12 protein-coding genes are annotated in these 13,233 nt (G+C 60.6%); 3 read left to right on the forward strand and 9 right to left on the reverse strand.

Annotated features, from left to right (window positions below; all coding sequences use genetic code 11):
- Positions 1–35 precede the first annotated feature (35 nt).
- Positions 36–1,490, forward strand: a complete 1,455-nt coding sequence (locus tag ACUY3D_RS00585; RefSeq protein ID WP_448240139.1) for a glyceraldehyde-3-phosphate dehydrogenase — start codon at positions 36–38, stop codon at positions 1,488–1,490.
- A 234-nt stretch (positions 1,491–1,724) separates the two neighbouring features.
- Here ACUY3D_RS00585 and ppk2 read toward each other — a convergent pair whose 3' ends face one another.
- From ppk2 to ACUY3D_RS00625, 8 genes are all read right to left on the reverse strand, one after another.
- Positions 1,725–2,630 (reverse strand): polyphosphate kinase 2, encoded by a 906-nt coding sequence (ppk2, locus tag ACUY3D_RS00590; protein ID WP_070818134.1) that lies wholly within the window; start codon positions 2,628–2,630, stop codon positions 1,725–1,727.
- A 75-nt stretch (positions 2,631–2,705) separates the two neighbouring features.
- Positions 2,706–3,170, reverse strand: coding sequence for a PepSY domain-containing protein (locus ACUY3D_RS00595; protein WP_232748433.1), 465 nt, complete (start codon positions 3,168–3,170; stop codon positions 2,706–2,708).
- Between the two features lie 95 nt (positions 3,171–3,265).
- Positions 3,266–4,144, reverse strand: coding sequence for a fumarylacetoacetate hydrolase family protein (locus tag ACUY3D_RS00600; protein ID WP_448240140.1), 879 nt, complete (start codon positions 4,142–4,144; stop codon positions 3,266–3,268).
- A 5-nt stretch (positions 4,145–4,149) separates the two neighbouring features.
- The gene (gene pth / locus ACUY3D_RS00605) at positions 4,150–4,698 is read right to left on the reverse strand and encodes an aminoacyl-tRNA hydrolase (protein WP_448240141.1); all 549 of its coding nucleotides are present in this window, start codon (positions 4,696–4,698) and stop codon (positions 4,150–4,152) included.
- Positions 4,699–4,795: 97 nt separating this feature from the next.
- Complete coding sequence (locus tag ACUY3D_RS00610; RefSeq protein ID WP_308607776.1) at positions 4,796–5,452, reverse strand: 50S ribosomal protein L25/general stress protein Ctc; 657 nt, start codon at positions 5,450–5,452, stop codon at positions 4,796–4,798.
- Between the two features lie 210 nt (positions 5,453–5,662).
- Positions 5,663–6,637: a ribose-phosphate diphosphokinase gene (locus ACUY3D_RS00615; RefSeq protein WP_448240142.1), complete on the reverse strand. Its 975-nt coding sequence runs from the start codon at positions 6,635–6,637 to the stop codon at positions 5,663–5,665.
- Positions 6,638–6,673: 36 nt separating this feature from the next.
- Entirely contained in the window at positions 6,674–8,125 is a 1,452-nt protein-coding gene (glmU, locus tag ACUY3D_RS00620) for a bifunctional UDP-N-acetylglucosamine diphosphorylase/glucosamine-1-phosphate N-acetyltransferase GlmU (RefSeq protein ID WP_070563486.1), read from the reverse strand.
- 67 nt (positions 8,126–8,192) lie between these two features.
- Positions 8,193–9,434 (reverse strand): MFS transporter, encoded by a 1,242-nt coding sequence (locus ACUY3D_RS00625; protein WP_448240143.1) that lies wholly within the window; start codon positions 9,432–9,434, stop codon positions 8,193–8,195.
- 70 nt (positions 9,435–9,504) lie between these two features.
- Here ACUY3D_RS00625 and ACUY3D_RS00630 point away from each other — a divergent pair, with 70 nt between their 5' ends.
- Positions 9,505–11,139: a multicopper oxidase family protein gene (locus ACUY3D_RS00630; RefSeq protein WP_448240144.1), complete on the forward strand. Its 1,635-nt coding sequence runs from the start codon at positions 9,505–9,507 to the stop codon at positions 11,137–11,139.
- A 74-nt stretch (positions 11,140–11,213) separates the two neighbouring features.
- Here the strand turns inward: ACUY3D_RS00630 and ACUY3D_RS00635 are convergent, their stop codons facing one another.
- On the reverse strand, positions 11,214–11,414 hold the full coding sequence (locus ACUY3D_RS00635) for a hypothetical protein (RefSeq protein WP_269948487.1): 201 nt from the start codon (positions 11,412–11,414) through the stop codon (positions 11,214–11,216).
- Positions 11,415–12,320: 906 nt separating this feature from the next.
- Between ACUY3D_RS00635 and ACUY3D_RS00640 the strand changes: the two genes are divergently transcribed.
- A complete protein-coding gene (locus tag ACUY3D_RS00640; protein ID WP_269948524.1) occupies positions 12,321–13,061 on the forward strand; it encodes a trimeric intracellular cation channel family protein in 741 nt (246 codons plus the stop codon).
- Positions 13,062–13,233 lie beyond the last annotated feature (172 nt).

Here is a 13,233-nt window from a genome sequence, read left to right on the forward strand (position 1 = left end):
TACACCCTTTTTGACGAGTAAAGGATACAAAGTACGTGACTTCGAACGCGCACATTGGGCACGAGGATTGGAACGAGCGCCTGGAGCTGGCCCAAGAGATGATCCCGCTCATCCACCAGCTGCACCGCAATAACAACGTTGTCACCTCTATCTACGGCCGCCTGCTCATCGGTGTGACCGATATCGACATCATCAAGGCGCACCGCTACGCCCGCCGCATCGCTGAGCGCGAGCTTTCCACCGCAGAGACCCTGCCTATTCTCAAGGAACTGTGCTCGATGAACCTGGGCACCGCCTCCATTGACCTGGGCCGCCTGGCCACTGGCTTCGAGGAATCCGGCTCCGACAACCTGCGCAACTACCTCGAGGAGACCCTCGTGGATCTCGTCGGCGCTGCTGTGGATAAGGAATCCACCGACGTTGTCCTCTACGGCTTTGGTCGCATCGGCCGCCTCCTAGCCCGCATCCTCATCGCCCGCGAAGCTGCCTACGGCGGCGTGCGCCTGCGCGCTATCGTCGTGCGCAAGAAGGGCGACATTGACATCTTCAAGCGCGCCTCGCTCCTGCGTCGTGACTCCGTACACGGTGCTTTCAACGGCACCATCGCCGTCGACGAGGAGAATGAGGTCATCTGGGCCAACGGCACCAAGATTCAGATGATCTACGCCAACAACCCGGCGGAGATCGACTACACCAAGTACGGCATCGACAACGCCATCGTCGTGGACAATACCGGTGTCTGGCGCGACCGCGAGGGCCTGTCCCAGCACCTGCAGTCCAAGGGTGTGGCTCGCGTGCTGCTGACCGCACCGGGTAAGGGCGATCTGAAGAACATCGTCTACGGCATCAACCACGGCGATATCGAGGATTCCGACCAGATCCTCTCCGCAGCATCCTGCACCACCAATGGCATCACCCCGGTGCTCAAGGTCATCAACGACCGCTACGGCGTGGTTCACGGCCACGTGGAGACCGCACACTCCTTCACCAATGACCAGAACCTCATCGATAACTTCCACAAGGGTGACCGCCGCGGCCGCGCAGCCGGCCTGAACATGGTGCTCACGGAAACCGGTGCAGCCAAGGCCGTGTCCAAGGCTCTGCCGGAGTTTGAGGGCAAGCTCACCGGCAACGCCATCCGCGTTCCCACCCCGGACGTGTCCATGGCTGTGCTCAACCTCGAGCTGGAGAAGGAAGCTGACCGCGACGAGGTCAACGACTTCCTGCGCAACGTCTCCCTGCACTCCGACCTGCGCCAGCAGATCTCTTACATCGCCTCCCCGGAGGTTGTGTCCTCCGACTTCGTGGGCTCCACCCACGCTGGTGTGGTCGATGGCCTCGCCACCATCTCCTCCGGCAAGCACCTCGTGCTCTACGTGTGGTACGACAACGAGTTCGGTTACTCCAACCAGGTCATCCGCATCGTCGAGGAAATCGCCGGCGCTCGCCCGGTGGTCTACCCGAAGCGCGTTGATGTCTCTGAGCTCTAAACGCTAGAACACGAACACCGCTCTCGCCACATGGCGCGGGCGGTGTTTCGTTGTTTTGGGGTCGTTATCGATTCATCCCTAAGCTTGCCAGGATGCTTCACACGCACAACTGCCCGATCTGCCAAAAGTAGGGGCTGGGATTGAAAAATCCGGGCAACTTTCGTCAGATAGGGCAGTATACAACGAGTGGGGCGGTTATGCCTGCCGAAAATTTAGGAGAAGACTGCGGAAGAACTACTTCTTCTTTTTGTCCTTCTTGCCCTTCTTTTTCTTTCCTTGCTTCTTGCCGGAGCCGGAGCCGTTGACCTTCTCACGCTCCAACTCGGCGGCGACATCCGGGACGTAGGCAAATTCATTGCGCGGCGGGCGTACGTATTCGGCCTCGAGCTCGGGGCGATCCGGGATCTCAGGAACATCCTGCTCTACGTGCTGGTACGGAACCATCTTGAGGATGTGGTTGATCACGTTGATGCGCGAGCGCTTCTTGTCCTCGGATTCCACGGTGTACCACGGGGAGGACGGGGTATCGGTGTGGACGAACATTTCATCCTTGGCACGCGAGTAGTCTTCCCAACGGGTAATGGACTGCAAGTCCATGGGGGAGAGCTTCCAGCGGCGCAGCGGATCGTTGCGGCGGGACTTAAAGCGTGCGAGCTGCTCCTCATCAGAAACGGAGAACCAGTACTTAAGAAGGATGACACCATCCTCGATGAGCATGTGCTCCAGCAGCGGAGCCTGGTGAAGGAAGCGCACGTATTCTTGCTGGGAACAGAAGCCCATGACACGCTCCACGCCGGCGCGGTTGTACCAGGAACGGTCGAAGATGACGATCTCGCCGGCGGTGGGCAGCTTCTCAATGTAGCGCTGGAAATACCACTGGCCCGCCTCACGGTCGGTGGGCTTCGGCAGCGCCTCGATGCGGCAGGTACGCGGGTTCAGGTATTGCGTAATGCGCTTGATGGCGGAACCCTTGCCGGCGGCGTCGCGGCCTTCCATGATGATGACCACGCGGGCGCCGGTCTCAACGACCCACTGCTGCATCTCGACGAGCTCTGCTTGGAGGCGCTTGAGCTCGTCCTCATAGGCTTGCTTGTCTAGCTTCGGCGGCTTGGTGGCAGACTTCTTAGACTGTGAACTCATACCTCTAAATTTACCGCTTAGCTGGGAGAATACCTAACCGCGGGGGCTAGGGAAGTAGGGCGAATTGGCAGGTGTTTAGTCAACCTCGTGTTCCGTAACCGCGCCGCTGGCGGCGTCGACGTCGAGTTCATGTTCCTGGCCATTCGCCTTGAATTCAATCTCCCAGTGCGGGCCCTTGCCGTCATCACCATCGTCGTAGTCGACTTCCTTCTCCGTGACGGCCTGGGCATCAACGCCGGCATGGGCTAAAGCTTTCTCGAATGCGTCATCGCCGGTGAGCTTCCCGGAATTCTCTGCATTTCCGGCGTCCGCGGCAGCAGCCGTGTCTGCAGGCTGCTGCGCGTCGTCATCGCGGTCATCGTCGTCATCAACATCGCCCTGGTCCGCGCCAGTCGCAACGGCTGTTTCCGTCACGGTTTCCACAGTCGCGGGAGTCGGCGTCGGGGCGGGATCGGCCTCTTTATCTGAAGAGCACGCAACCAGCGCGGTGCTGGCGCATAGTGCGAGGCCGGCGGCGGTGAAGCGGGAGCTAAGAGTCATTGAGGCTCATCCTTCTTGGTCGGTCGGGCACGTGTGGTGCCCCACCCTAACGAAGCCTGTCAGTTTTCGCTGAAGATCCTGGATACGGCGGAATGTTAACGACCGTGACAGGTACAGCCTTCGCCGCAGCCCCCGGCAGCGGGAGGTTCGCCGAAGCGCGTGGTGTTCTCAATCGCGCCGAGCCCTTCGATACTGATGCGGGTGCGGGAGCCGTCGCCAAGCAGTGCTTCCTCGCCGCGCGCGAAGCCCACGCCTTCCGGGGTTCCGGTGGCAATAACATCGCCCGGATTCAGAGGGTAGAGGGAGGAACAGAAGGCGATGAGCTCGGCCACGGAGAAGATGAGGTCATCGGTGTTATCGTCCTGGCGGACTTCACCATCGACGGTCGTGACTAGCCGCGCGGCCTTGCCCGGGGCCCATTCATCAGTCGTGGTCAACCACGGTCCGAAGCCGGCGGTGCGGTAGAAGGATTTACCGGCGTGGAACTGCGTGGTAGCGCGCTGATAATCGCGCAAAGTGTAGTCATTCATGATGGCATAGCCCGCCACATGCCCGAGTGCCTCCGCTACCGGAACGCGGTGCGCACGGCGCCCAATGACCACGGCGAGCTCTCCTTCATAGTCCAGCTTCTTCGTGGCATAGTCCGGGACGTAGACGTCATCGAAAGGGCCGGTCAGAGCCTCTGGAAACTTGATGAAAAGCGTGGGTTGTGTAGGCAGCTCGCGGCCCATCTCACGGGCATGCTTGGCGTAGTTCACACCGACGCAGATGATTTTGCCCGGGTTCGGGAGGACGGGAGCCAAGTCGGCGTTGTCAAAGACCACCGGCTCGCCGGAGAGCTGCGCGGCTTTACGCCAGTCTGGACTGGCCAGCAATTCGCCGACATCCTCATAATCCAGCTCGGTGCCCACGTTGGGGCCGTCAATACGGATAGCGCAGGTGCCAAAACTGGTGCGGAGAGTAGCGAGCTTCATGTCGGCTAGTCTAACGCGCGAAGAATCTCATCCACCGCATCAGCACAGATGATGGGAATCTCCTGGGCTTCCCGCTTGTTCCATGGCTTGAGAACAAACGCAGCTGGGTCCATGCGCCCGGGCGGGCGGCCGATGCCTACCGAAAGGCGCTGATAGTCTTTGGTCCCCAGAGATTTCGTGGTGGAGCGCAGGCCATTGTGGCCGTGGTCCCCGCCGCCGAGGCGTCGTTTGATGGTGGCGAAGTCGAGCTCCAGCTCATCGTGGACAACGATGATGTGCTCATGAGGAACGTTGAAGTATTGGGCGAGGGCCTTGATGGGTCCGCCGGACAGGTTCATAAAGCTGCGCGGCTTGGCGACGATCACCTTGGTGTCCCCACGCCGTGCTTCGGCGACATCCGTGTTTGTCTTCTTATGAACGGAAAAGGAAGTCAGCAACTCGGGGGCTAGTTCATCAGCCACGTCGAAGCCGATGTTGTGGCGGGTACCGGTGTACTTCGGGCCGGGGTTTCCTAGACCAACGATGAGAAAGGGAGAAGAAGTCACGCCGCCCATTCTAAACAGCGTGTAGGTGAAAACGGCGAACCGCGCCCGCCCCCCAGCAAAGCAGGGGACCAGGCGCGGTGCACTAAATAAGTGAGGGGTGGAGGATTTACTCCTCGTCCTTCTTCTCCTCGGAAGCTCCCTCATCGGCGGACTCGGCGCCAGCCTCAGCGCCGCCTTCCTCGGCAGCCTCAGCGGCAGCCTCGACGTCCTCATCAACCTCCGGCTCGGAGATGGAGACGATGACGGTGTCTTCCTCGGCAGCAAGGGTGGTGCCCTCCGGCAGGGAAACCTCGCCAGCGGTGACCACGGTGCCGTCCTCGAGACCCTCGATGGACACGACGATCTCTTCCGGAATGTTGAGCACGTCTGCCTCGACGAGGAGGACGTCGGCATCCTGGATGAACATGAGGCCCGGAGCCGGCTCGCCCTCGAGGACAACCGGAACCTCGACCTCGACCTTCTCGCCACGCTTAATGGAGAGCAGGTCGATGTGATCGATGTTGAAGGTCAGGACGTTCTGGTCAATGTGCTTGACCATGACCAGGTGCTGCTCGCCCTCGAGCTCCAGCTCGAACACGGCGTTGACGCCGTGGTTACGGACCAGTGCGGTCATTTCCAGGCGGTCAACGGCGAAGTGCAGAACGTCGACGGCGTGGCCGTAGACAACGCCCGGGATCTTGCCTGCGGCGCGCAGACGGCGAGCAAAGCCCTTGCCGAACTCGGAACGGACTTCAGCCTTCAATACGGGGCGCTCAGAAGCCATAAGTAAATCTCCTTAAAGTATCGTTGTGCGGCAAGGGCTCATGAAGGACCGTGTAGATACGACAAAAGCCTGCCGATGGACGTCTTGGACGAGTCATCGCAGGCTAAAATACAAGATTCACTGCTTAACTTGTGCTATCGCGTCGATAACGGATTTCTCCCTCGCCGAGACGCACAAGATTTTAGCAGCAGCGCTGTCGCTGAACAAAATCTAGTGAGTCTCAAACAGAGTGGTCACGGAACCGTTCTCGAAGATCTCGTGGATGGTGCGAGCCAGCAGCGGGGCGATGGACAGGACCGTGAGGTTGTCCCAGCCCTCGGTGGACTGCGGCAGGGTATCGGTGGTGATGACCTCGACAGCACCGCACTCGGACAGGCGCTCGCGGGCCGGGTCGGAGAAGACACCGTGGGTACACGCAATAACCACGGACTTGGCGCCGGCTTCCTTGAGTACGCGGACAGCGCCCGCGATGGTGCCGCCGGTATCAATCATGTCATCGAGCAGGATGCAGTCCTTGCCCTCGACGTCACCGACGACGCGGTTGGACACCGTCTTGTTGGCCTCGGTGTTAGAGCGGGTCTTGTGGACGAAGGACAGTGGGGCATCGCCCAACTCGTGTGCCCACTTCTCCGCGACCTTCACGCGGCCGGCATCGGGGGAGACTACAGCCAGGTTGTCCAGCGGGTACTTGGACTTGATGTAGTCGGTCAGGATCGGCATGGCGTGCATGTGGTCGACTGGGCCATCGAAGAATCCCTGAATCTGGTCGGTGTGCAGGTCTACGGACACGATGCGGTCGGCACCAGCAGCAGCCAGCAAGTCTGCAACCAGGCGGGCGGAAATGGGCTCGCGTCCCAGGTGCTTCTTGTCCTGGCGTGCGTATGGGTAGAAGGGCAGGATGGCGGTGATGCGCTTAGCGGAGCCGCGCTTGAGCGCGTCGATCATGATGAGCTGCTCCACCAACCACTTGTTGAGCGGCTGGGTGTGGGACTGCATCACGAAGCAGTCGGCACCACGGACGGACTCCTCGAAGCGAATGAAGATCTCACCGTTGGCGAAATCGCGCGCGGTGGTTGGAACCAGATCGGTCTTGAGCTCCTTGGCCACAGCCTCAGCCAACGCTGGGTGAGCGCGCCCAGTGAAGAGCATCATGTTCTTGCTGCTGCCGGTAACCTTGCCAGTCATAGGTAGATATCCCTTTACTTGTCGTTAGTTAGTGGTCTATTCGTCAGCCTCGGCGTCCTGTGCCTTGCCGGCGGCTTCTGCTGCCGGCGTGCCCGGACGCTTCTTTTGCACCCAACCTTCGATGTTGCGCTGCTTGCCGCCGGAGACCGCGAGCGCTCCCGCAGGAACGTCGTCCTTAATCACTGTACCCGCACCGGAGTAAGCGCCATCACCGACGGTGACGGGTGCGATGAACATTGTGTCCGAGCCGGTGCGCACGTGGCTACCGATGGTGGTGTGGTGCTTGTTGACGCCGTCGTAGTTGACGAAGACGGAGGAAGCACCAATGTTGGAGTAATCACCCACGGTGGCGTCACCGATATACGTCAGGTGAGGCACCTTGGTGCCGCGGCCGATCTGTGCCTTCTTTGCCTCGACGAAGCCGCCCAGCTTGCCCTCTTCACCCACGATGACGCCGGGGCGGATGTAGGTAAACGGGCCAATCTGCGCGTTGCCGCCAATGACGGAGTCGAAGCCGTGCGTGCGCACCACATGTGCGCCTTCACCAACCTGCATGTTGGTCAGCGTGGTGTCGGGGCCGATTTCGGCGCCATCGGCGATGGTCGTGGCACCCCACAGCTGGGTGTTGGGGTGAATGGTGACGTCTTGGCCAATGGTCACGTTGACGCCGATCCAGGTGGTGTCGGGGTCAACGATGGTGGCGCCGCCGCGCATGGCTTCCTCAACCACGCGGCGGTTGAGCAGGCGGCCGGCTTGAGCTAACTGCACGCGGTCGTTGACGCCGGAGAGCTCCTCTGGATCGGCGGCGACGTGCGCACCAACGCGGTGGCCGTCTTCGCGGGCAATCTCCAAAACATCGGTGATGTAGAGCTCGCCCTGGGCGTTATCGGAGTTGAGCTTCGTCAAAGCGTCACGAAGCACGGCACCGTCGAACGCGAAGACACCGGAGTTGACCTCGCGCACCTTTCGCTGTTCCTCAGAGGCGTCCTTCTGTTCCACGATGGCGGTGACGGATCCATCCTCGGCGCGCAGCACGCGGCCGTAACCGGTGGGATCCTCCAGCGTCATGGACAAAACTGTTACGGCATTGCCCTCGCCGGTGTGAGCCTCCTGCAGCTGGCGCAAAGTCTCCGGGCGCAGAAGTGGAACGTCACCGTTAGTCACGATGACGGTTCCGTTAAAGTCCGGTAGAGCGCTCAAGCCGCACTGCACGGCGTGGCCGGTACCGTTCTGCTCCTCCTGAACGGCCTGGGATACTGCACAATCCAGTTCCTCGGCGATGGCATCGACAGCAGGGGAAACCTGATCACGCTGGTGGCCCACGACGACCACGAGGTGCTCCGGGTTCAGGCCGGCGGCTGCGTGGAGGGCGTGGCCGAGAAGTGACCTCCCGCCAATCTCATGCAACGTCTTTTGGGTTGAGGATTTCATGCGGGTACCTGCGCCTGCTGCCAGGACAATGGCGGCGCAGTCAGTTACTTCAGCCACGAGTGTGTGCTTCTCCTGTGATTGGGGGGGGTCAGGACTTACTGTGTTTCATCATAACGCGTGCTGCCTACTTCCCGTGTGACACCTCCGGGAGCGCTCGGGCACGCCATGCGCCAATCAGTCCGATGCACGCTAAGAACAGGATGGCCGCCGAGGGGCCCGCGAGTGCAATGACGGCGGAGATACCGCCGACGACGAGGAGGATGACGCCCATCATGGTGTTTGCGGCCCCGACGTAGCGGGTGCGCTTATCCTCACCAGCCATGTCCACCACATAAGTCTTGCGAGCCACGCGGATGGCGGCGTGCGCCAGGTTGACCAGGAAGAAGCCGAGGGGAAGCGCCCACATGCTCACTGCTGTCGGCGCCCACGCGGCACAGGCCACGATGGCCAGCAAGATGATCGCCGCGGCACCCGCAGCCCAGGACATAACTAAGCGGGAGGACTTATCGGACAACACACCGGAAACCCGGCCGCCGACGAGACTGGCTAAGCCTGAAGCTAGGACAAAGCCGCCGAGCCCACTGAGCGCCTGCGAGCCGATGTTCTGCGAAAGCACCACGATGAAGGATGTGGACAAGGCGGAGACCAGCAGCAGGGCGCGGACGTTAACGAAGCCACGGAAGCGGGCATCCTGGGTGTATAGCTGCCACGTGTCCTTCCACCAGCTGCGGTTTATGCCCTTCTGGCCGGAGCTCTCCGGCACAGGCTCCTCGATGTTGCGAAAGACCGCCGCCGCTAGGAACCACGTGGCCGCGCCGATGGCTAACAATAGTGCCAGACCCCAGCGCGGGAGCTCACCTAGTACGGCGAGGACGCCACCGGTAATCAGGGTGACCGCCCCGCCGAGCTGCGTGGCCCGTCCGGTCACCACGCCGCGGCGCCCCTTGGAGATGGTGCGGCCCTGGACGTCCTTGCCGGTCAGCGAACACAGCGCGCGGAGCACGGCGAGAACAGCAAGCGCGAGGCAGACAATGAGGCCGAGGAGGGGGCCGCGAACAAGCACAGCAGCCGCCGCGATAATCGCCGCGCACACACCCTGGCCCACCGAGCCCAGCACCCACAGGCGCTTGCGGGCGGGATGGGACACCACCCACGGGGTCAGGGCCGCCTGCGGGAGCATGGAGCCGGACTCGCGCAAGGGGACCAGTAGGCCCGTGAAGAAGCCCGGCACCCCGGCCGCACTGAACAGCCAGGGGAGGACGGTCTTGCCGGAGAGCAATTGATCGCCCACGCCCTGCAGGCCATTCGACCACACGAAGCGGCGGGCGTTGGCGGATTCCTGGGAGGGTGACGAGCTCTGAGTCATGACTGTGATTTTAAGCCCGACTCGACCTTATCCGGGCCCTAAGGTTTGCCTGATCTCTATCCTGGAAAACATGTCTATCTCCGCTCGTCCCACAGTGTCCCGCCGTGTCTTCGTCCAAGGCTCCGTGCTCACCATCGCCGGTGCCTCCGTGATGGGGTTGAGCGCCTGCTCCACCTCGGGGTCGAAGAATCAGCCGGAGCCACTGGGCTATGACGGTGAGCCGCGCACCCTGCCCATCCCGCCGGTGGAAGAGGGCGAAGTTATTGACGGAACGCGAGTTTTCAAGCTGACCGCGCAGGACGGTTACTCGGAGGTCCTCCCTGGCAACGAGCGCACGCGGACGTGGGGTTTCAACGGTCCCTTCTTAGGGCCCACCTTGCGCGCTCGGCGCGGGGAGAAGGTCCGCGCGGAAATTACGAACAACCTCATTGAGATGACCACCGTGCACTGGCACGGCATGAAGTTGCCTGCCTACTCGGATGGCGGCCCGCACTCGCCGATTGAGGTGGGCAAGACCTGGAAGCCCGAATGGGAGATCATCCAGCCGGCCGCCACGCTGTGGTACCACCCGCACCCGCACATGGCCACGGCCACGCATGCCTACCGCGGGCTGGCGGGGATGTTCCTGATTGATGACGACGTGGCCTCAGATCTTGATCTGCCCCAGGACTACGGCGTGGATGATATCCCGGTGGTCATCATGGATGCGAAGTTCTCCGAGGACGGACAGATCGATGAGAAAAGCGATAACACCCTGGGTCTTCTGGGTACCACGCCAGTGGTCAACGGCATTACCAACGCGCGCTTTGACGCCACCACGCGCCGGGTCCGCCTGCGCCTGCTCAACGGTGCCTCCATGCGCTTCTACACACTGGAGCTGAGCAATGGCCCCTTCCATGTCATCGCCACGGACACTGGGCTTCTCGACGCCCCCGTGGAAGTCGACTCCCTCCTCTTCGGCCCGGGCGAGCGCGCCGAAATTATCGTGGACTTGGAGCCCGGCGAGGAAGTACAGCTGCGCTCGGTGCCGCGTAAGGATAACTTTGGGGTGCCCAAAGACAAGGATGCGGCTGACTTCGGCTTTCAGGATTCCTTTGACATTCTCACCATTTCCGGGCCGGAAGAGTCCGCACCGGAGCCACCGGCTCTGCCGGAAACGCTGGACCCAGCCGCGGCGAAGACCCCGTCCACGGAGGGCCTTGAAGAGCGCGAGTTCGTGCTCAACACCTTCATGATCAACGGCGAGCAGATGGACATGGCGCGGGTGGATACGGTCATTGATCACGACGCCCCGGAGATCTGGACCGTGACCAATGAGAACTCTGATTGGCCGCACAACTTCCACATCCACAACGCCCGCTTCAAGGTTCTGGACTGGGACGGCGATGAGAAGATGAATGTGTTCAACTCCGGGTGGAAGGACATTGTGAATCTTCCGCCGAAGGCAACCGCGCGCCTGCTGGTGGAGTTCGGACACTTCCCGGACAAGACCATCCCGTACATGTACCACTGCCACATGTTGCTGCATGAGGATGAAGGAATGATGGGGCAGTACGTCATGGTCAATAAAGGCGAAAAGCCCGACGTGCGCGTTAAACCCGCCGCCTTAGTCTTCGAGCAAACCGCCACCGCCCACTCCGCGCACGCCGGCCAGGTGGTGGATTCCTCGCGCAGCCCCTATGCGACGCCGGAGGCGCAGGGCTAACCAAGAACCAAGCCAGGTTTCAATGGATTGAGAATCTGGCTATTTTCTGCGGCTCGGTTTCGTATGCTTGCGCACTAGCTGCGTACGTCGATGGAGGCAAGCCTGTTTCCAATCACGTTGTCTCCCGTGTCGTCGTAGGCAAAAGCTACGGGTTTGAAGTCCTCGGGAACCTCGAATACCCAGGTATATGGTGTGGAAAATCCGGGGCCAATGGAGTCGCTGAGGGTATCCCAATTGGCTTGGACCCGCCAGTGGTCGTTGATGGGGTCGTACATGCGGCTTTCCTGGTCAGCGATCCAGGCGAACTTGTTGAAGTCGGCGATGAGTGGGGTTTTCCCTCATTGAAGACAGTTCCAGAAACGATGACAAATTGTGTGCCTTCATTTTTAGGGCTTTCCATGACAGTTTCAGACGCCCCAGAGGAGAAATCTTGGTTCCTTAGTTCCACCGTGGGAGCGAACTCGACGGAGTCAATGATGACTTTTTCGTTTCCGCTCATGGCTGGTTCGCCGAGCTTGGGGAGTTCGTCGAGGGTGCCTCCGGTGGTGCTGTCTTCCTGGGGATTTGAGGTGTCGGCATTGTTCGCTTCTCCGGATTGTGCAGAGGCTGGCTCAGCAGAGGCTGCGGAAACCTGTTCCTCTTTAGTTCCGGTGAATGCGTAGGTGGCGCCCGCACCAAGTGCTACGCCGACTAGGGCAGCGGCGGGAACCATCCACCATGCAGGCTTGGGACTCTTCGGCTGGGCTGCCGTGTCGGAATCAACTGGCTGTGGTGTGGTGGAAAAAGGATTCCGGCCTGGTGCCTGTTGCGGTTGTTGCTGTGCATCGTTAGGAGACATGATTTACCTCGAGAGAAGAGAGTGAATGAATTCGTAACAGTGTAAACCCACGGCACCGCGTTTCCACTATCAGAGCAGCAGTGAGCATTACAGAAAAAGGAGGGGCCGGTTTCCACAAGAGTGCAGACCTGGAAGTGCAGACTTGCTGGGTCGTCGACAAGCAGGGCGTTGCGCTTCACGACGCCCACCTGCGTGTCTGCACTTCGAGGTCTGCACTTATGGAAACGGCGGCCGTCGAGGGCGCTTGGCTAAGACACTCTGGGAGACACGAAGTTAGCGATGATGTGAACTGCAGCAAGCCCGCCATCAATATGTGAGCAGTACGCTATGGTCAGTATTTGTGATTCAGGACGTCGACCCACTCATCCATTCTCTGTACCAGGTCTTTGACCTCATTGGCGTGGTGCTCAACGGCATCATTGGCGGCACGATTGCACGCCGTAGGGAATTCGACATTATTGGCTTCGTCTTTCTGGCGCTCTTTTCGGCGCTGGCTGGCGGCATGATCCGTGACATGCTGATCGCCAGCGGCCCGGCAGCGGCTATCTCTGATCCGCTGTATCTCACGCTGGCGTGTGTGGGCGCGCTCATTGCTTTCTTGACGGACCTGAAGGGCAAGGCCTGGGAGATCTTCCTCGAGCACGCGGATGCTGTCATTTTAGGCGTTTGGTGCACGACTGGCTGCGTGAAGGCGCTGACTTATGGAATGCCGTTTATTGCCTGCGTATTCTTGGGCGTCTTGACCGCAGTGGGCGGCGGAATGGTGCGCGATGTTGCTTCCGGCCAGATTCCCTCGGTCTTTGGCGGCAGCCCGCTCTATGCTGTGCCGGCGGTGCTTACAGGAATCGTGATGGCGTCCTTTGCGTATTTCGACCAGTTTGCCCTCGGCATGGTCATCTCTCCCTTCGTGGGCTTTGGCCTAGCAGTTATGGCGTATTGGCGCGGATGGGTGCTTCCGCGAGCCGGCATTGCGCCCTTGAACTACACCGCGGCGCAGGTGGCATCGATTGCGAGGAAAGCTGAAATTAGAGGCTTTAGGCGAGGGCGTAGGAAAAGAAAACAAACACCGCCTAACGCTGAATAAATGCAGGCCAGGCGGTGTTTTATCTTGCTTCCCCACCAGGACTCGAACCTAGAATGACGGTACCAAAAACCGTAGTGTTGCCGATTACACCATGGGGAAACGCGCTCATATTATGAGCGCTGGGGGACATGTTACCTGACGGGTGTGTATCAGACCTAAACAGGTGGCCAAC

The organism is Corynebacterium guaraldiae, assembly GCF_053480195.1.

Excerpts from the sequence above, each read along its gene's own strand:
- ppk2 (WP_070818134.1), bottom strand. The coding sequence starts at position 2,630 with ATGAGTTCACAGTCTAAGAAGTCTGCCACCAAGCCGCCGAAGCTAGAC.
- ACUY3D_RS00595 (WP_232748433.1), bottom strand. The coding sequence starts at position 3,170 with ATGACTCTTAGCTCCCGCTTCACCGCCGCCGGCCTCGCACTATGCGCC.
- ACUY3D_RS00600 (WP_448240140.1), bottom strand. The coding sequence starts at position 4,144 with ATGAAGCTCGCTACTCTCCGCACCAGTTTTGGCACCTGCGCTATCCGT.
- pth (WP_448240141.1), bottom strand. The coding sequence starts at position 4,698 with ATGGGCGGCGTGACTTCTTCTCCCTTTCTCATCGTTGGTCTAGGAAAC.
- ACUY3D_RS00610 (WP_308607776.1), bottom strand. The coding sequence starts at position 5,452 with ATGGCTTCTGAGCGCCCCGTATTGAAGGCTGAAGTCCGTTCCGAGTTC.
- ACUY3D_RS00615 (WP_448240142.1), bottom strand. The coding sequence starts at position 6,637 with ATGACTGGCAAGGTTACCGGCAGCAGCAAGAACATGATGCTCTTCACT.
- ACUY3D_RS00625 (WP_448240143.1), bottom strand. The coding sequence starts at position 9,434 with ATGACTCAGAGCTCGTCACCCTCCCAGGAATCCGCCAACGCCCGCCGC.
- ACUY3D_RS00630 (WP_448240144.1), top strand. The coding sequence starts at position 9,505 with ATGTCTATCTCCGCTCGTCCCACAGTGTCCCGCCGTGTCTTCGTCCAA.
- ACUY3D_RS00635 (WP_269948487.1), bottom strand. The coding sequence starts at position 11,414 with ATGTACGACCCCATCAACGACCACTGGCGGGTCCAAGCCAATTGGGAT.